At 68.2% G+C, this 15,649-nt stretch carries 19 protein-coding genes and 3 tRNA genes; 3 read left to right on the forward strand and 19 right to left on the reverse strand.

The window, feature by feature from the left end; translation table 11 throughout:
- Positions 1-218: 218 nt before the first annotated feature.
- From rplL to ACFYWS_RS07210, 9 genes are all read right to left on the reverse strand, one after another.
- Positions 219-605, reverse strand: coding sequence for a 50S ribosomal protein L7/L12 (gene rplL, locus ACFYWS_RS07170; RefSeq protein WP_389270570.1), 387 nt, complete (start codon positions 603-605; stop codon positions 219-221).
- 145 nt (positions 606-750) lie between these two features.
- Entirely contained in the window at positions 751-1,281 is a 531-nt protein-coding gene (gene rplJ / locus ACFYWS_RS07175; RefSeq protein WP_389270573.1) for a 50S ribosomal protein L10, read from the reverse strand.
- Between the two features lie 266 nt (positions 1,282-1,547).
- Positions 1,548-2,498, reverse strand: coding sequence for a hypothetical protein (locus tag ACFYWS_RS07180; protein ID WP_389270576.1), 951 nt, complete (start codon positions 2,496-2,498; stop codon positions 1,548-1,550).
- A gap of 74 nt (positions 2,499-2,572) precedes the next feature.
- Complete coding sequence (locus ACFYWS_RS07185) at positions 2,573-3,262, reverse strand: hypothetical protein (RefSeq protein WP_389270579.1); 690 nt, start codon at positions 3,260-3,262, stop codon at positions 2,573-2,575.
- A 138-nt stretch (positions 3,263-3,400) separates the two neighbouring features.
- Positions 3,401-4,132: a 50S ribosomal protein L1 gene (rplA, locus tag ACFYWS_RS07190; protein WP_389270582.1), complete on the reverse strand. Its 732-nt coding sequence runs from the start codon at positions 4,130-4,132 to the stop codon at positions 3,401-3,403.
- Between the two features lie 77 nt (positions 4,133-4,209).
- A complete protein-coding gene (gene rplK / locus ACFYWS_RS07195; protein ID WP_040252631.1) occupies positions 4,210-4,644 on the reverse strand; it encodes a 50S ribosomal protein L11 in 435 nt (144 codons plus the stop codon).
- A gap of 193 nt (positions 4,645-4,837) precedes the next feature.
- Positions 4,838-5,728, reverse strand: a complete 891-nt coding sequence (gene nusG / locus ACFYWS_RS07200; protein WP_389270585.1) for a transcription termination/antitermination protein NusG — start codon at positions 5,726-5,728, stop codon at positions 4,838-4,840.
- Between the two features lie 77 nt (positions 5,729-5,805).
- The gene (secE, locus tag ACFYWS_RS07205; RefSeq protein WP_389270587.1) at positions 5,806-6,090 is read right to left on the reverse strand and encodes a preprotein translocase subunit SecE; all 285 of its coding nucleotides are present in this window, start codon (positions 6,088-6,090) and stop codon (positions 5,806-5,808) included.
- Positions 6,091-6,197: 107 nt separating this feature from the next.
- Positions 6,198-6,270, reverse strand: a tRNA-Trp gene (locus tag ACFYWS_RS07210).
- Between the two features lie 202 nt (positions 6,271-6,472).
- Here ACFYWS_RS07210 and ACFYWS_RS07215 point away from each other — a divergent pair.
- Together ACFYWS_RS07215 and ACFYWS_RS07220 are read left to right on the forward strand one after the other, a co-directional pair.
- The gene (locus tag ACFYWS_RS07215) at positions 6,473-7,720 is read left to right on the forward strand and encodes a pyridoxal phosphate-dependent aminotransferase (RefSeq protein ID WP_389270590.1); all 1,248 of its coding nucleotides are present in this window, start codon (positions 6,473-6,475) and stop codon (positions 7,718-7,720) included.
- Between the two features lie 126 nt (positions 7,721-7,846).
- Positions 7,847-8,869, forward strand: a complete 1,023-nt coding sequence (locus tag ACFYWS_RS07220) for an adenosine deaminase (protein WP_389270593.1) — start codon at positions 7,847-7,849, stop codon at positions 8,867-8,869.
- Between the two features lie 19 nt (positions 8,870-8,888).
- Here the strand turns inward: ACFYWS_RS07220 and ACFYWS_RS07225 are convergent, their stop codons facing one another.
- Positions 8,889-9,494 carry a TetR/AcrR family transcriptional regulator gene (locus ACFYWS_RS07225; protein WP_389270596.1) on the reverse strand — a complete coding sequence of 202 codons (606 nt, stop codon included), beginning with the start codon at positions 9,492-9,494 and terminating at the stop codon, positions 8,889-8,891.
- A 107-nt stretch (positions 9,495-9,601) separates the two neighbouring features.
- On the opposite strand from ACFYWS_RS07225, the gene ACFYWS_RS07230 reads away from it, so the two are divergent.
- Positions 9,602-10,234 carry an NAD(P)-dependent oxidoreductase gene (locus tag ACFYWS_RS07230; protein ID WP_389270599.1) on the forward strand — a complete coding sequence of 211 codons (633 nt, stop codon included), beginning with the start codon at positions 9,602-9,604 and terminating at the stop codon, positions 10,232-10,234.
- Positions 10,235-10,248: 14 nt separating this feature from the next.
- Here the strand turns inward: ACFYWS_RS07230 and ACFYWS_RS07235 are convergent, their stop codons facing one another.
- The 9 genes from ACFYWS_RS07235 to ACFYWS_RS07275 all read right to left on the reverse strand — a co-directional run bounded on the left by ACFYWS_RS07235 (position 10,249) and on the right by ACFYWS_RS07275 (position 15,473).
- The gene (locus ACFYWS_RS07235; protein WP_389270602.1) at positions 10,249-11,304 is read right to left on the reverse strand and encodes a UDP-N-acetylmuramate dehydrogenase; all 1,056 of its coding nucleotides are present in this window, start codon (positions 11,302-11,304) and stop codon (positions 10,249-10,251) included.
- Positions 11,305-11,366: 62 nt separating this feature from the next.
- Complete coding sequence (locus ACFYWS_RS07240; RefSeq protein ID WP_389270605.1) at positions 11,367-11,747, reverse strand: DUF3291 domain-containing protein; 381 nt, start codon at positions 11,745-11,747, stop codon at positions 11,367-11,369.
- Between the two features lie 29 nt (positions 11,748-11,776).
- Complete coding sequence (locus tag ACFYWS_RS07245) at positions 11,777-13,219, reverse strand: DHA2 family efflux MFS transporter permease subunit (protein ID WP_389270608.1); 1,443 nt, start codon at positions 13,217-13,219, stop codon at positions 11,777-11,779.
- Between the two features lie 92 nt (positions 13,220-13,311).
- Positions 13,312-13,905 carry a TetR/AcrR family transcriptional regulator gene (locus tag ACFYWS_RS07250; protein ID WP_389270611.1) on the reverse strand — a complete coding sequence of 198 codons (594 nt, stop codon included), beginning with the start codon at positions 13,903-13,905 and terminating at the stop codon, positions 13,312-13,314.
- 144 nt (positions 13,906-14,049) lie between these two features.
- The gene (locus tag ACFYWS_RS07255; protein WP_389270614.1) at positions 14,050-14,478 is read right to left on the reverse strand and encodes a MaoC family dehydratase; all 429 of its coding nucleotides are present in this window, start codon (positions 14,476-14,478) and stop codon (positions 14,050-14,052) included.
- Between the two features lie 5 nt (positions 14,479-14,483).
- Positions 14,484-14,936, reverse strand: a complete 453-nt coding sequence (locus ACFYWS_RS07260) for a MaoC family dehydratase N-terminal domain-containing protein (protein ID WP_389270617.1) — start codon at positions 14,934-14,936, stop codon at positions 14,484-14,486.
- A gap of 98 nt (positions 14,937-15,034) precedes the next feature.
- Entirely contained in the window at positions 15,035-15,199 is a 165-nt protein-coding gene (gene rpmG / locus ACFYWS_RS07265) for a 50S ribosomal protein L33 (protein ID WP_003948671.1), read from the reverse strand.
- 94 nt (positions 15,200-15,293) lie between these two features.
- Positions 15,294-15,366 (reverse strand) — tRNA-Met (locus ACFYWS_RS07270).
- Between the two features lie 34 nt (positions 15,367-15,400).
- Positions 15,401-15,473, reverse strand: a tRNA-Thr gene (locus tag ACFYWS_RS07275).
- Positions 15,474-15,649 lie beyond the last annotated feature (176 nt).

Raw genomic sequence — 15,649 nt, forward strand, 5'->3', positions numbered from 1 at the left:
GCTGTTCGTCAAGGCCCCCTCTTGGTCGAACAGGGGTGGCGCCAGGCACAACGAAGATCACCATACTCTGCACGCCCGACAGTGCAAGGCACCCTGGACCTGCGATCCGGACAACGCCGAAGGGCGACCACCCAGTTGGGTGATCGCCCTTCGGTACCTCGGCGTTACAGCTCCCGGGGGAGCAGTTTCACCGAAGAAGAGTCAGTCGACTCGCAAAGTCACTTGACCTCGACGGAAGCGCCGGCAGCCTCGAGCTGCTCCTTGGCCTTCGCGGCGGCGTCCTTGGCGACCTTCTCGAGGACCGGCTTCGGGGTGCCGTCGACGAGGTCCTTGGCCTCCTTGAGGCCCAGGGAGGTCAGCTCGCGCACGACCTTGATGACCTGGATCTTCTTCTCGCCGGCGCCGGTGAGGACGACGTCGAACTCGTCCTGCTCCTCGACGGCCTCGGCAGCGGCGCCACCAGCGGCACCGGCGACGACGACCGGGGCGGCAGCGGCAGCCTCGACGTCGAACTTGTCCTCGAAGGCCTTCACGAACTCAGAGAGCTCGATGAGGGTCATCTCCTCGAACTGCGCAAGCAGCTCGTCCTGGGTGAGCTTCGCCATGATGGCGGTCCTTCCACTAAATCGGCAGGTGCCGGGTGTACTGGGTGAGGCGGGCGTATGCCTAGCGGCATTACTCCGTAGACGTTCAGGCCCGCTGCGATCCCTGCCGCCGTCTCAGGCGGCGAGGATCAGAAAGCGAGCCGAGTTACTCGGCACCGCCCTGCTCGTCCTGCTTGGCACGGAGCGCGTCCACGGTGCGGACGAGCTTCGTCGGCAGCGCGTTGAAGACGGAGGCAGCCTGCGACTGCTTCGCCTTGAAGGCACCGGCCAGCTTGGACAGCAGAACCTCGCGGGACTCGAGGTCCGCAAGCTTCTTGATCTCGTCGGCGGACAGCACCTTGCCGTCAAGGACACCGCCCTTGATGACGAGATTCGGGTTCTCCTTGGCGAAGTCACGAAGACCCTTCGCCGACTCCACCGGGTCACCGGTGACGAAGGCAACTGCCGTCGGACCGTTGAACAGGTCGTCCAGCGCGTTGATCCCGGCCTCGTTGGCCGCGATCTTGGTCAGCGTGTTCTTCACCACGGCGTACTCGGAGTTCTCACCGAGCGAACGGCGCAGCTGCTTGAGCTGGGCCACGGTGAGACCCCGGTACTCGGTCAGCACGGCGGCGTTCGAGCTGCGGAACTTGTCCGTGAGCTCGGCTACCGCGGCAGCCTTGTCGGGCGTCGGCATAAAGCGTCAGCCTCCTTCCGGGTGATGAGGACCGCTCGCAAGGAGACTGAGGAATACGAAACGCCCCGGCGCAGGCGCACGGGGCGTGAACTCGACCATCACAGACGGATCCATGAGGGAGTACTTCCACGGTCACCTGCGCGGGTCGTCCGCAATTTCAGCGGATCCTTCGGCCACCGAACTCTCTTGCGAGCGGACGGCAACGACCAGCGGTCTTTGGCTTCTGTGGAAGGTTACGTGAAAGAGAGCGTGCCGAGCAAATCCGCTCAGACGCCGCTGTCAAGACCGGAGGAACCGGTGCCGCTCCCGGCGCCGGAGGCCCCGCCGAGCTCCTTGAGCATCTGCATCATGTCGAAGGTCTGGCTCGCGGGCGGCACGGAGGTCTTCACCGCGGCACCGTAGTCGGAGAACTTCTCCGACATCTGGATGGCGCCCTGCGAGCTGTCCATCGTGACGTCGAGCCGGACCGGCAGGTCGTCCTTGTTGATCCACAGCTCGGTGTCGTAGTTCTTGATACCGGCCTTCTTGACGTTCTTGAGCAGCTGGTCGCGCTCGGACTTGCTGAGGACCTTCAGCGAGTCGTTCTTCGCCAGCATCTCGTCGACCGTCAGCTTGCCCTTGTAGTGCTCGGTCTCGGTGCCGTCCACCGTGGCCGAGCCGAGGTGCTTCAGGTTCGGCGAGTCCAGCAGAACGGCGATCTGCTGGGCCGGGTCCTGGTTCATGCTGTCCAGGCTGCCGGTCATCTGGCTCGCCATTTTCTCATCGCCGGACTTCTTCGCCATCGCGGCGAGGTCCATCTTCATCCAGCGCTTGCCGTCCATGGACTTGGCGGCGTTGGCGCCCATATCCATGTACATCACGTTGTCCTGCATGAGCATGCGGATGTTCTTGGGCGCGTCCGGGCCGCCGGCCGAGAACGCGGAGCCCGACATCGTCATATCCATGACGGTCGGGTCCCAGCCCATGGTGCCGGACATCTTCATGTCGCCGCCGCCCTGGGCCGCCGCCGGCATCTTCATGGTCATGTCGACCTTGGCGGACTTGGCCTCGGAGGTCTTCTTGTACGCGGCCGTGACGGCCTGCGCGACCGACTGGGACCCCGTCCCGGAGGCATTCTTCTCCCCCTTGTCGTCCCCGCCTCCACAGGCGGCGACGGCCGAACACAGCAGCGCGGTGGCAGCGGCGGCGCCGACCACACGTCGTACGGAAACAGTCATCTTGAATCCCACCCCTTGGTGCGTCTTGATCTGTCCGCACGATAGCGGACAGCTCTGACAGTCCGCCCACAGCTTCATCCTGCGCCCGCGACGTCCGCGAAGTCGACGGTGTCGCGGGCGGCGGGGCGTTCGGCCGCGGCCGGGGCTCCGTAGTCGCGGTAGTGGACGGTCACCTTGAAATCGCCCACGTGCTGGGTGCCCCGCACCAGAAGATGCCGGGCGTCGAGCCATACGTCGATGTGCCGGCGGCCGGAGGTCCCCCGGTAGTGGGTGGCCGGTGCGCCGCGTACGGTCTCCCGCCCCACCCTGTGGACGTCCTCGGCCCCGATGAGGGCCTTGAGGGGCTCCGCCGGGGTGAGGTCGCTGCGGGTGTCGTACGGGCGACGGATCCAGTGCCGGCCGCCCTGGAGCTCGGCGAACCGGTCGCTCATGCGCGTGTACTGGGCGTCCGGAAGGAAGCGCGTCCGGGACGGGTCGCCACCCAACGCGCGCGTGGAGGCGGCCAGTTCGCCGCCTGTGACCTGTACGGTCAGGGTGCCCTCGATGCCGTCCGCCCAGCCGAGCGCGCCGGTGCTGCGCGAGGTGAGCCGCTTGCCGGTGGCCATCGTCGCGTCGACGCGCGCCGAGCCCGCCGCGGCGACCTGTTCCCGAGCCGTGCGCAGCGCCTCGCGCGCTTCGCCGCCCTTGTGCTCCTGTGCCCCGCCGCAGGCGGTCAGCAGGATGCCCACGGCGGCCAGAGCCACCACGCGCGCGTACCGCAGCATCCACTCCCCCAGTCGGTCACCGCTCGGTCACCGCGAAGCTAGCGCAGCCACGGCACCGTACGGACCGGAAAAGCGGAACGGGCCCCGCACCTCGAAAGGTGCGGGGCCCGTAGCCGACTTCAGCGAGCCTTAGAGGGCTCAGACCGCGGCCGGGTCCTCCTCGACGAGGAGGTTGCGGGTGCGGTTGGAGTCGAGCTGGATGCCGGGGCCCATCGTGGTGCTGACGGCGGCACGCTTGATGTAGCGACCCTTGGCGGCGGAGGGCTTCAGACGAAGGATCTCGTCCAGGGCCGCGCCGTAGTTCTCCACCAGCTTGGCGTCGTCGAAGGACACCTTGCCGATGATGAAGTGCAGGTTCGCGTGCTTGTCGACGCGGAACTCGATCTTGCCGCCCTTGATCTCGTTCACGGCCTTGACCACGTCCGGGGTCACGGTGCCGGTCTTCGGGTTCGGCATGAGGCCACGCGGACCGAGCACGCGGCCGAGGCGGCCGACCTTGCCCATGAGGTCCGGGGTGGCGACAACGGCGTCGAACTCGTTCAGGCGGTCGCCCTTGGCGATCTCGGCGATGAGCTCGTCGGAGCCGACGATGTCGGCGCCCGCGGCTTCCGCGGCCGCAGCACGGTCACCGGTCGCGAAGACCAGGACCCGGGCGGTCTTACCGGTGCCGTGCGGCAGGTTCACGGTGCCACGGACCATCTGGTCGGCCTTGCGAGGGTCAACGCCCAGGCGGAAGGCGACCTCGACGGTGCCGTCGAACTTCGACGTGGAGGTCTCCTTGGCGAGACGGACGGCCTCGAGCGGGGCGTAGAGCTTGGCCCCGTCGATCTTGGCGTCCGCAGCGCGGAGAGACTTGCTGCGCTTGCTCACTTGCTTCTCCTGAGTTCTAGAGGAGTCGTGGTGCGGGCCGAGCAGGCCCTGCCACGGATGGATCTACGAGGTGGAGGTCAGCCCTCGACCGTGACGCCCATGGAGCGGGCGGTGCCGGCGATGATCTTGGACGCGGCGTCCAGGTCATTGGCGTTGAGGTCGGGCATCTTGGTGGTGGCGATCTCGCGGACCTGCGCCTCGGTGATCTTGGCGACCTTGGTCTTGTGCGGCTCGCCAGAGCCCTTCTCGACACCAGCGGCCTTGAGGATCATCTTCGCGGCCGGCGGGGTCTTGGTGATGAAGGTGAAGGAACGGTCTTCGTAGACCGTGATCTCCACCGGGATGACCCAACCGCGCTGCGACTCGGTCGCGGCGTTGTAGGCCTTGCAGAACTCCATGATGTTCACGCCGTGCTGGCCCAGCGCGGGGCCGACAGGCGGGGCCGGGTTGGCGGCGCCGGCCTGGATCTGGAGCTTGATAAGCCCCGTGACCTTCTTCTTCTTGGGAGGCATGTGCTCTCTCTCCGGGTCTTAGTGAGAGTGTTCAGCCACCATCCTGATCGATGATCGTCCAGATCATCCGGATGGAGGCATACCGCACAACGATAACGGGTATCTGTGTGCGGCTAAAAACCGAGCAGGTCAGACAGGCTTTTCAGCCCGCCTGACCTGTTCGGAAGCGTGTGCCCAGAAGGCGCCGGAAGGGCTAGTTCTTCTGGATCTGGTCGAAGCTCAGCTCGACCGGGGTCTCGCGGCCGAAGATCTCGACGAGGCCCTTGACCTTCTTCGAGTCGGCGTTGATCTCGTTGATCGTCGCCTGCAGCGTCGCGAACGGGCCGTCGGTGACGGTGACCGAGTCGCCGACCTCGAAGTCCAGGACCTGGACCTCGACCTTGCGCTGCGGCGCGGGCTTGCCCTCGGACTCGGCCGCCTCACGGGCGGCCTTCTCCTCGGCCTCCGGGGCGAGCATCTTGACGATCTCGTCCAGGGTCAGCGGGTACGGGTCGTAGGCGTTGCCCACGAAGCCGGTGACGCCGGGCGTGTTGCGGACGACGCCCCAGGACTCGTTCGTCAGGTCCATGCGGACGAGAACGTAACCGGGCAGCTTGTTCTGCCGGACGTTCTTGCGCTCGCCGTTCTTGATCTGGACGATCTCTTCCTCGGGGACCTCGGCCTGGTAGATGAAGTCCTCGACGTTGAGCGAGACGGCGCGCTGCTCCAGGTTCGCCTTCACGCGCTTCTCGTAGCCCGCGTAGGTGTGGATCACGTACCACTCGCCGGGCAGGCCGCGCAGCTCGTCGCGGAGCGCGGTGACCGGGTCGACCGGCTCCTCCTCGACAGCCTCGACGGCCTCCTCGGCCGCAGCCTCGACGTCGGCGTCGGCCGGGACTTCCTCCGCCTGGGCTTCCTCGGCCTCGGCGTCGGCGTCGGCGTCCACCACGGTCTCGACCGCGGCTTCCTCGGCGGGCTCGCCGGCAGCGATGTCGGCAGCCTCGGCCTGGTCCGGGTCCTCGGCGTCCGCCGCCTCGACGATGTCGAGCTCGTCCTCAGCGGACTCGACCGGCTCGATCGCCTCGTTCAGGTTCGGGTCAGACACTGTGGCTGCTTCTTCCTGGATACATAGGGGTGGAACGCGCGAAAGGGGCGCCGGACACGGCGCCCTCCGCTTTCGGCTCAGCCGAATACGTACTTGACAAGGTGGTTGAAGCCATAGTCAATCACGGTGACAAGACCGATCATGATGACGACGAACACAATCACCACTGTGGTGTACGTCGTGAGCTGACTGCGAGTCGGCCAGACGACCTTGCGGAGTTCCGCAACGATCTGACGGTAGAAGAGCGCGAGACGGCCGAAGGGGCCCTTCTTGCCGCGCTTGCCGCCCTTGCGGGCCTTCTTGGACTCCAGCGCTTCGTCCTGGGCATCAGGCTTGTCGATGGAGCCCACGGCGTCCGTCACTCGTCCTCACCTGATTCCGGGTCGTGGCCGTGCCGCGCCCGGTGGAGCCGCACGGCGGTGCAATGCAGTACGTACATGCGCACACATCCTGGCGAAGGAGTGTGTAGCAGGGCCGGAGGGACTTGAACCCCCAACCGCTGGTTTTGGAGACCAGTGCTCTACCAATTGAGCTACGACCCTTTGTCTCCCCCAACGTACCGCATCTGCCAGGACGCACGGAGTGCGGTTGGAAGGCGCGGCCGTTGAAGGCCAACGAGCAGTGAGTGTACGTGTTCCAGAGCCCTCCGTCGAACGAGCAACATCCGCAAGTGGATCAAGAGTGGATCGCGTGGTCTTCGAAACCCGTGTGCCGGGCGGGTTTCCGGTCTGGAACGATGGGGCCATGAGCGCTGCAACTCCTTCTCCGTCCGCAGGTTCCTCTCCCACCGAGCGTCGGGTGTCGGCCCGGGTCGGCTCGATCTCCGAGTCCGCGACCCTCGCCGTCGACGCCAAGGCCAAGGCCCTCAAGGCCGCCGGGCGCCCGGTGATCGGCTTCGGCGCCGGTGAACCCGACTTCCCGACGCCCGACTACGTGGTCGAGGCGGCCATCGAGGCCTGCAAGAACCCGAAGTTCCACCGCTACACCCCGGCCGGCGGTCTGCCCGAGCTGAAGGCCGCGATCGCCGCGAAGACGCTGCGCGACTCCGGCTACGAGGTCGACGCCTCGCAGATCCTGGTGACGAACGGCGGCAAGCAGGCCATCTACGAGGCGTTCGCCGCGATCCTCGACCCGGGCGACGAGGTCATCGTCCCGGCCCCGTACTGGACCACGTACCCGGAGTCGATCCGCCTCGCGGGCGGTGTGCCGGTGGAGGTCGTCGCCGACGAGACGACCGGCTACCGCGTCTCCGTGGAGCAGCTGGAGGCCGCGCGCACCGAGCGCACGAAGGTCGTGCTGTTCGTGTCGCCGTCGAACCCGACGGGCGCCGTGTACAGCGAGGCCGACGCGGAGGCCATCGGCCGCTGGGCCGTGGAGCACGGCCTGTGGGTGATGACGGACGAGATCTACGAGCACCTCGTCTACGGAGACGCGAAGTTCACGTCGCTGCCCGCGCTGCTTCCGGAGCTGCGCGACAAGTGCATCGTCGTCAACGGCGTGGCGAAGACGTACGCGATGACCGGCTGGCGCGTCGGGTGGATCGTCGGCCCGAAGGACGTGGTGAAGGCCGCGACGAACCTGCAGTCGCACGCCACCTCGAACGTCTCCAACGTGGCACAGGCGGCCGCGCTCGCCGCCGTGTCCGGCGACCTGACGGCCGTGGAGAAGATGCGCGAGGCCTTCGACCGGCGTCGTAAGACGATCGTGCGGATGCTCAACGAGATCGACGGCTTCGTCTGCCCGGAGCCCGAGGGTGCCTTCTACGCGTACCCGTCGGTGAAGGGGCTGCTCGGCAAGGAGATCCGCGGCAAGCGTCCGCAGACCTCCGTCGAGCTCGCCGCGCTCATCCTGGAGGAGGCCGAGGTCGCGGTGGTGCCGGGCGAGGCCTTCGGTACGCCGGGTTACCTGCGGCTCTCGTACGCGCTGGGTGACGAGGACCTCGTCGAGGGCGTCTCGCGCGTCCAGAAGCTGCTTGCCGAGGCGCGCGACTGAGCTTCTACGTAAGCGTGTGCAAGCGGGCCGTCTCCCTACGGAGGCGGCCCGCTTGTTCGTTCGGACGGGTCCCCGAAGGGGGAAAGGCGCTACCGGTACGACAGGTCCGTACGGCAGGATCTTGGGATGGAGCGTGTAGGACGTGATGTACGTCAGTTGCCCAAGGCCCACCTGCATCTGCACTTCACCGGGTCGATGCGGCCCACGACCCTGCTGGAACTCGCCGACAAGTACGGAGTGCGGCTCCCCGAGGCGCTGACCGGGGCCGAGCCGCCGAAGCTGCGGGCCACGGACGAGCGCGGCTGGTTCCGCTTCCAGCGGCTCTACGATGCGGCGCGTTCCTGCCTGCGGGCCCCCGAGGACATTCAGCGTCTGGTGCGGGAGGCCGCGGAGGAGGACATCGCGGACGGGTCCGGGTGGCTGGAGATCCAGGTCGATCCGACGTCGTACGCGCCGCGTCTCGGCGGCCTGATCCCGGCACTGGAGATCATCCTCGACGCCGTGGACAGCGCCGCGCGGGAGACCGGGCTCGGGATGCGTGTCCTGGTCGCCGCGAACCGTATGAAGCACCCGCTGGACGCCCGTACGCTGGCGCGGCTCGCGGTGCGGTACGCGGACCGGGGCATCGTCGGTTTCGGGCTCTCCAACGACGAACGGCGCGGCATGGCGCGGGACTTCGACCGTGCCTTCCACATCGCGCGCGAGGGCGGGCTGCTTTCCGCGCCGCACGGGGGCGAGCTGACCGGGCCCTCGTCCGTGCGCGACTGCCTCGACGACCTGGATGCCACGCGGATCGGCCATGGCGTGCGGGCAGCCGAGGACCCGCGGCTGCTGCGGCGCCTCGCGGACAGGGGCGTGACCTGCGAGGTGTGCCCGGCCTCGAACGTCGCCCTCGGCGTCTACGAGAAGCCCGAGGACGTGCCGCTGCGCACGCTGTACGAGGCCGGGGTGCCGATGGCGCTGGGCGCCGACGACCCCCTGCTGTTCGGCTCGCGCCTCGCCGCCCAGTACGACATCGCACGCCGCCACCACGGCTTCTCCGACGCCGAACTGGCCGAACTGGCACGGCAGTCGGTGCGCGGCTCCGCGGCCCCCGAGGACATCAGGGAGAAGCTTCTCAGCGGTGTGGACGAGTGGCTCGCGGTCTGAACCGGGCCGACCGGTCGGCTCAGGCGATCCCGGCCAGCAGGGTGCGCGCGATACGGACCGCGAACTCGTCCACCGGCTGGGGCGGTCTGCCGTCCGGGGACATCTCGTAGGCGAAGGCACGCTGTGAGCAAGCGCCGAGAAGGAGCGAGGCGGCCGCATACGTATCGGATTCGGCGCTGATGCGCCCGGACTCCTGTTCGGCCCGCAAGTAGGCGTCCAGTCCCTGGATCGGCTTGTGCGGTCCTGTGCCCAGTTCCCGCATCACCTCTTCGTGGCGGCGCTTGAGCTTGGGCTCCGCGTACAGGGACGCGGCCATCGGGAACGTCTGCTCGTAGAAGAGCGCCGCTTCGTGGGCGATCTCCGTGAGGTTCTGCTCGACCGTGCGCCCGGGGTCTCCCGCGCCCTCCGCAAGGAGTCGGCCGAGCAGGGAACCCAGCTTCGGGAGGCGCTCGCCCAGCACCGTCACGAAGAGCTCCTCCTTGTTGGCGAAGTACTTGTAGAGCGCCGCTTCGGAGCAGCCGGCCGCCTTGGCGATCTCCTTGGTGGTCGTACGGGCGAGCCCGATGCTCAGCATGAGTTCGTGGGCCGCCTCGACGATGCGGACACGGGCCGGCTTCTGGTCCATGCAGGCTCCAACCAAGCTTGACGCGGGGTGAGTACTCACTCACTCTAAAGGTGAAGCGGGGTGAGTGAGTACTCACCCACCATGCGACGCACACCTGGAGGTACGCCATGAAGCTCACGGTTTTCGGTGCGACGGGCGGGGTCGGCCAGGAGCTCGTCAGGCAGGCCCTGGCGGGCGGACACGAGGTCACGGCGGTGGTCCGCGACCCCGCGAGGCTCACGGTGGCCGGTGAGCGCCTGGAGGTGGTCCGCGGCGACCTGAAGGACCCCGAGTCGCTGCGTCCGGCGGTCGCGGGCCGGGACGCCGTCCTGTCCGGCCTGGGTGCCCGCAGGCGCGCGGACGCGGGCATCGCCACCGAGCTCACACGGTCGGTCCTGAAGGCAATGGAGGCGGAGGGCGTGCGCAGGCTGGTGGTGGTCAGCGCGGCGCCGGTGGGCCGGCAGCCCGCGGACTCCTCGCTCGCCGACCGGCTGATGCTCAAGGTCGTCGGCGCGGTCCTCAAGGGCATCTACGTCGATCTGGCCGCCATGGAGGCCGAGTTGGCGAGCAGCGCCACCGACTGGACCTCGGTGCGGCCGCCCCGCCTCCAGGACAAGCCGGTCACCGGCTCGTACCGCACGGTCGTCGGCGGCTTCCCGCGCGCGGGTCGCTTCGCCGGCCGCGCGGACGTGGCGCACGCGATGCTGGCGATGGTGGACGACCCGGCGACGGTGAAGCAGGGGGTCGGGGTCGCCTACTGAGACCTACCGGCCCCTCAGAGCTGAACGCCGACCGTCACCGGCTCGTTGACGAGCGTCACGCCGAAGACGTCCCTGACCCCGGCGACGACCTCGCGGGCGAGCGCGAGCAGGTCCTCCGTGGTGGCCTCGCCGCGGTTGGTCAGGGCGAGCGTGTGCTTGGTGGAGATGCGGGCGGGGCCGGTCCCGTAGCCCTTCGTGAAGCCCGCCTTGTCGATGAGCCAGGCCGCCGAGGTCTTGGTGAGGCCCTCCCCCGCGGGGAACGCGGGGGCCTTCCCGTCCGCCCCCAGACGCTCGACCACGCGCGTGTGGAATGCCGCGAACTCCGCGTCCGTGAGGATCGGGTTGGTGAAGAACGAGCCCGCCGACCAAGTGTCGTGGTCCTCCGGGTCGAGCACCATGCCCTTGCCGCCGCGCAGCTTCAGGACGGTCTCGCGCGCCAGGGCGGCGGACACGCGCTCGCCCGCCTCGACACCGAGGGTGCGCGCGGTCTCCGGGTACTTCAGGGGCGCGCTGAGGCCGCCCGCGTCCTCCAGCTCGAACCGCACGCGCAGCACTACGTAGCGGTCGGGTTCGGCCTTGAAGCGGCTGTGCCGGTACGAGAAGGCGCAGTCGGCGTTCGGGATGGTGACGGTCTCGCCGGTCGTGCGGTCGTACGCGACCACCTCGGTGATCGTGGAGGAGACCTCCTGGCCGTACGCCCCCACGTTCTGGATCGGCGTCGCGCCCGCGGAGCCGGGGATCCCGGCGAGGCACTCGACGCCCGCGAGGCCGGCTTCGACGGTGCGCTCTACCGCGTCGGTCCAGACCTCACCGGCCGCCAGTTCCAGCCTCGTACCGTCGAGTTCGAAGCCCTTGGTGGCGATGCGCAGGGCGGTACCCGCGAAGCCCTTGTCGCCGATGACGAGGTTGCTGCCGCCGCCGATGATCAGCAGCGGTGTGCCGGCGGCGTCGGCCTCGCGCACCGCGTCGACCACCTCGGCGTCGGTGGTCGCGGTGAGCAGCCGGGTGGCGGGCCCGCCGAGCCGGAAGGTGGTCAGGGGGGCGAGGGGGGCGTCGTGGAGTTCCTGCACGCGCTCAAGAGTACGAGAACGGCCCCGCCGCTCGGACGGGGCCGCCACTGCCGTGGCCGGGCTCACTGGAAGCGCGACAGGACGTCCTTCCAGTGGAGCGGCAACTCGTCGGTCGACGCCTTCCAGGTGAGGAAGGTCGAGTCCTTCATCTGTCCCCGCAGGCTCGCGGAGATCCCCGCGTGCGGCGCGGTGACCGAGAAGTCCCGCAGGGCCTTGGGCGACTCCCACACGGACAGGGTCCAGAAGGTGCGCCGCAGGGGCGCCGCCTTCAGCGTCGCTCCGTAGGCGCCCGGTGCCCGTCCCACCTGTCGCCAGATGACGGGCGTACGGGCAAAGAACTTCAGGGCGCCCCACAGCGTGCGGGTCTCGAAGCGGGAGGCGAAGACATGGGCCTCCACGCGCGCGGGTGGGGTGTTCGGGGTGGTCCAGGGCAGGGTCGGCATGGCGTTCCTCCCGGATGGGTCCGCGGTGATCAGGCGTTTTCCAGGGCGGGGGCGGGCTCGGCGTCCCGCGCGACGGGAGTGGCGCGCCCCACGCGTGGGATGAACAGGGCGGCGACACCGGCCACGGCCACCATCCCGGCGCCCACCCACAGCGCGGGCTCGATCCCGTTCACGAAGTGCTGTGCGGAGTCGTAGCCGCCCTGTGCCGAGAAGACCGACGACATGACCGCGATGCCGAGCGCACCACCGACCTCGCGCAGCGCGTTGTTGGCGCCGGAGGCGATGCCCTGCTCCTGCGGCAGGACGCTGGACATGACCAGGTTGGCGGCCGGGGCGAAGTAGAGGGCCATGCCGACGCCGCTGACGATCAGGGCCGGCAGCTGAGCGGCGTACGAGACGTCGGCGGAGACCACGGTGGCGAACCAGCCGAGCCCGACGGCCTGGAGGAACAGCCCCGCCGCGACGACGGGCCGGCCGCCGATGCGGTCCGAGAGGATCCCGGCGATCGGCGCGACGAGCATCGGCATGCCGGTCCAGGGCAGCATCCTGAGGCCCGCCTCGGTCGGCGAGTAGCCGAGCACGCCCTGGAGGAACTGACTGAGCAGGAAGATCGAGCCGAACATCCCGAGGAACATCAGCAGGCTCGCCGCGTTGATCCCGGCGAAGGCGCGGGAGCGGAAGAGCCGCATGGGCAGCATGGAGTGCTCGTTGCGGATCCCGTGGTGCACAAACCCGGCCAGCAGCGCCGTCCCCGCGAACAGGCCGGTCAGCACGAGGGTGTCGGCCCACCCCACGACGGGCGCGCGCACCAGGCCGTACACGATGCCGAACAGGCCGCCGCTGGCGAGCAGGGTGCCCGTGATGTCGAGCCGGGCGCCGGAGCCGTACGACTCCTTCAGGCGCAGCCGTGCGAGCGGCAGCAGGGCGAGGCCCAGCGGAACGTTCAGCCAGAAGATCCAGTGCCAGGAGATGTGCTCGGTGAGGCTCCCGCCGATGAGCGGGCCCGAGGCGACCGCGAGCCCGTTGACCGCGCCCCAGATCCCGTACGCCAAGCCGCGCTTGGCCACCGGGACGGCCGCGGTGAGCAGGGTCAGGGTGAGCGGCATCATGATCGCGGCGCCGGCGCCCTGCACGGCACGGGCCGCGATGAGCGAGTCGATACCGGGTGCCATGGCCGCGGCGGCGGAGGCCACGGTGAAGACCGTGAGCCCGACCAGGAAGAGCCGCCTGCGCCCGAAGCGGTCCCCCAGCGCCGCGCCGAACATCAGTAGGACGGCGAAGGTGAGCGTGTAGGCGCTGACCGTCCACTCCAGGTCGTCGAGCGCGCCGCCGAGATCCTGCCGGATGGACGGCAGGGCGGTGGTGACGACGAGGTTGTCGAGGGCCGCCATGAATCCGGCGACGCTGGTGATGACGAGGGCCCAGAGGGCTCCTCCGCGCTGTGCTGGTGCTGGTGCTGCTGTCCGTGCCATTGCTCCCCCAGTGATCGCTCGACGGTGATCGCTCGATTAGTTATTGATAACTAACTTTCATGGGTACAAAAAAACCTCCGTGCCACGCGGGCTCACCCCTTCTCGACGCCCTTCTCGACGCCCTTCTCGACGACCGGGGACTGCGTCGCCTCGTGGAAGCCGGTCCAGACCCGATGGTCCGGCTCGAAGCCCATGGACACCAGAACGTTGATCAGCATCCCGTAGGCGAGGAAGCGCGTCGTCTCACCGGCGTCCGCCCCCGTCGCCAGGTTGGCCACGTCGTACATCTCCATCCAGGAGGCCCGCAGCGACTCCCCGAACTCCCGGTCCCCCGCCGCTTCGGCCGCGGCCACCGCGACGTAGATCTGCATCTGCATGAGCAGCTTCTCGGGATCCTCGGCGATCAGCGCCTGGTACGCATCCCCCATGCACTTCACCGCACCCTCCCCCACGACGCCCTCGGACGCCCGCTGGAAGACCTTGGTGGTGTCCTGGCAGCAGCGCTGGGCGGCCGCGAGGAACATGGCCTGCTTGCTCGGGAAGAGCCTGAAGAGATACGGCTGCGAGACACCCACGCGCTTGGCGATCGCCTCGGTGGACGTGCCGTTGTATCCACCGCGGGCGAACTCGGTGATCGCCGCACGGATGACGCTCTCGCGCCGCTCCTCCGCACTCATCCTGACCATGCGGCCAAGTTAGTGGCCAATCACTATCTACGTCAATCCTTCCGCAGCTACGTCGTTCCTTCCGCGAGCCTCCCGCGAGCGCGCATGCGTAAGGGGCGCCTCCCCATGGAGAACGCCCCTTACACGCAGCTACGTAAGCAGCGATCAGACCAGCTGAACGACCGCCCGCGACATCCCGAGCACCTTCTGCCCCGCGCTCATGGCGATCAGGTCGACCCGTACGCGGTCGTCGTCGAGCTTGGCCGCGACCTTGGCGCTGACCTCGATCTCGGCGCCCTTGTCGTCGTTCGGCACAAGGACCGGCTTGGTGAAGCGGACGCCGTACTCGACGACGGCGGCCGGATCGCCGGCCCAGTCGGTGACGACACGGATCGCCTCGGCCATCGTGAACATGCCGTGCGCGATCACGTCCGGCAGGCCGACCTCGACCGCGAACTTCTCGTTCCAGTGGATCGGATTGAAGTCGCCGGAGGCACCCGCGTACTGGACGAGCGTGGCACGCGTCACAGGAAACGACTGTGCGGGCAGCTCGGTGCCGACCTCGACATCGGCGTACTTGATGGTCGTCGCCATGGCGATCAGGCCTCCTCAGCGGCGCGCGAGACGAGCTTGGTCCAGGCGGTCACGACGTGCTCGCCCGCCTCGTCGTGCACCTCGCCCCGCACGTCGATGATGTCGTTGCCCGCGAGCGACTTGATGCCCTCGATGGTCGAGGTCACGGTCAGCTTGTCGCCAGCGCACACCGGGCGCGTGTAGGCGAACTTCTGGTCCCCGTGCACGACGCGGCTGTAGTCGAGCCCCAGCTCCGGGTCGTGGATGACCTCACCCGCGGCCTTGAAAGTGATCGCGAACACAAAGGTCGGCGGGGCGATCACATCGGGGTGACCGAGCTCCTCGGCGGCGGCACGGTCGACATACGCGGGGTTCGGGTCCCCCACCGCCTCCGCGAACTCGCGGATCTTCTCCCGGCCGACCTCGTACGAGGTGGTGGGCGGATAGGTCCGCCCCACGAAGGACTGGTCGAGCGCCATGGGCTCGGCACCTCCTGGATGTGTTCTCGATCTGCCTGATCTACGAAACGACACGAGGCCGCCCCCGCAGTGGGGACGGCCTCGTGTACGAGCCTGATTTATCGCGTCTCGCGGTGCGCGGTGTGCGCGTTGCAACGCGGGCAGTGCTTCTTCATCTCAAGACGGTCCGGGTTGTTACGCCGGTTCTTCTTGGTGATGTAGTTCCGCTCCTTGCACTCCACGCAGGCCAGCGTGATCTTCGGGCGGACGTCGGTGGCAGCCACGTGAGTGCACTCCTTGACGAACGGATGGGACAAAGGTTTAACACATAGGAGAGTAACCGATCGAAGGACCGACCCCACAATCGGCTACTGTCAGTAGCGGTGACCGGACTTGAACCGGTGACACAGCGATTATGAGCCGCTTGCTCTACCGACTGAGCTACACCGCTGCGATGCAATCGACGCGAACGCCGTCTGCACCAGAGCCCCAATGCGGAATCGAACCGCAGACCTTCTCCTTACCATGGAGACGCTCTACCGACTGAGCTATTGGGGCGAGCGATGAAGACATTACACGGTCGCGCGCCGATCGCCCAAATCCGTTTCACGCCCCCACCCGCCGGGAACGATGCCGCCTTCCCGCGACTGACACATGAGCCCCTCGGACCCCACCAGTACGACTATTTCGGCGGTCCTCGAAGCGCTCCTGTCGCCGTCCTAGGCTCGACCCAC

The sequence above is a fragment of the Streptomyces sp. NPDC002795 genome (assembly GCF_042888725.1).
Lineage (GTDB): Bacteria > Actinomycetota > Actinomycetes > Streptomycetales > Streptomycetaceae > Streptomyces.

What these genes read in the sequence shown, in the direction of transcription:
- rplL (WP_389270570.1), bottom strand. Translation starts at nt 605, where the DNA reads ATGGCGAAGCTCACCCAGGACGAGCTGCTTGCGCAGTTCGAGGAGATG.
- rplJ (WP_389270573.1), bottom strand. Translation starts at nt 1,281, where the DNA reads ATGCCGACGCCCGACAAGGCTGCCGCGGTAGCCGAGCTCACGGACAAG.
- ACFYWS_RS07180 (WP_389270576.1), bottom strand. Translation starts at nt 2,498, where the DNA reads ATGACTGTTTCCGTACGACGTGTGGTCGGCGCCGCCGCTGCCACCGCG.
- ACFYWS_RS07185 (WP_389270579.1), bottom strand. Translation starts at nt 3,262, where the DNA reads ATGCTGCGGTACGCGCGCGTGGTGGCTCTGGCCGCCGTGGGCATCCTG.
- rplK (WP_040252631.1), bottom strand. Translation starts at nt 4,644, where the DNA reads ATGCCTCCCAAGAAGAAGAAGGTCACGGGGCTTATCAAGCTCCAGATC.
- ACFYWS_RS07215 (WP_389270590.1), top strand. Translation starts at nt 6,473, where the DNA reads ATGAGCGCTGCAACTCCTTCTCCGTCCGCAGGTTCCTCTCCCACCGAG.
- ACFYWS_RS07220 (WP_389270593.1), top strand. Translation starts at nt 7,847, where the DNA reads ATGGAGCGTGTAGGACGTGATGTACGTCAGTTGCCCAAGGCCCACCTG.
- ACFYWS_RS07225 (WP_389270596.1), bottom strand. Translation starts at nt 9,494, where the DNA reads ATGGACCAGAAGCCGGCCCGTGTCCGCATCGTCGAGGCGGCCCACGAA.
- ACFYWS_RS07230 (WP_389270599.1), top strand. Translation starts at nt 9,602, where the DNA reads ATGAAGCTCACGGTTTTCGGTGCGACGGGCGGGGTCGGCCAGGAGCTC.
- ACFYWS_RS07240 (WP_389270605.1), bottom strand. Translation starts at nt 11,747, where the DNA reads ATGCCGACCCTGCCCTGGACCACCCCGAACACCCCACCCGCGCGCGTG.
- ACFYWS_RS07245 (WP_389270608.1), bottom strand. Translation starts at nt 13,219, where the DNA reads ATGGCACGGACAGCAGCACCAGCACCAGCACAGCGCGGAGGAGCCCTC.
- ACFYWS_RS07250 (WP_389270611.1), bottom strand. Translation starts at nt 13,905, where the DNA reads ATGGTCAGGATGAGTGCGGAGGAGCGGCGCGAGAGCGTCATCCGTGCG.
- ACFYWS_RS07255 (WP_389270614.1), bottom strand. Translation starts at nt 14,478, where the DNA reads ATGGCGACGACCATCAAGTACGCCGATGTCGAGGTCGGCACCGAGCTG.
- ACFYWS_RS07260 (WP_389270617.1), bottom strand. Translation starts at nt 14,936, where the DNA reads ATGGCGCTCGACCAGTCCTTCGTGGGGCGGACCTATCCGCCCACCACC.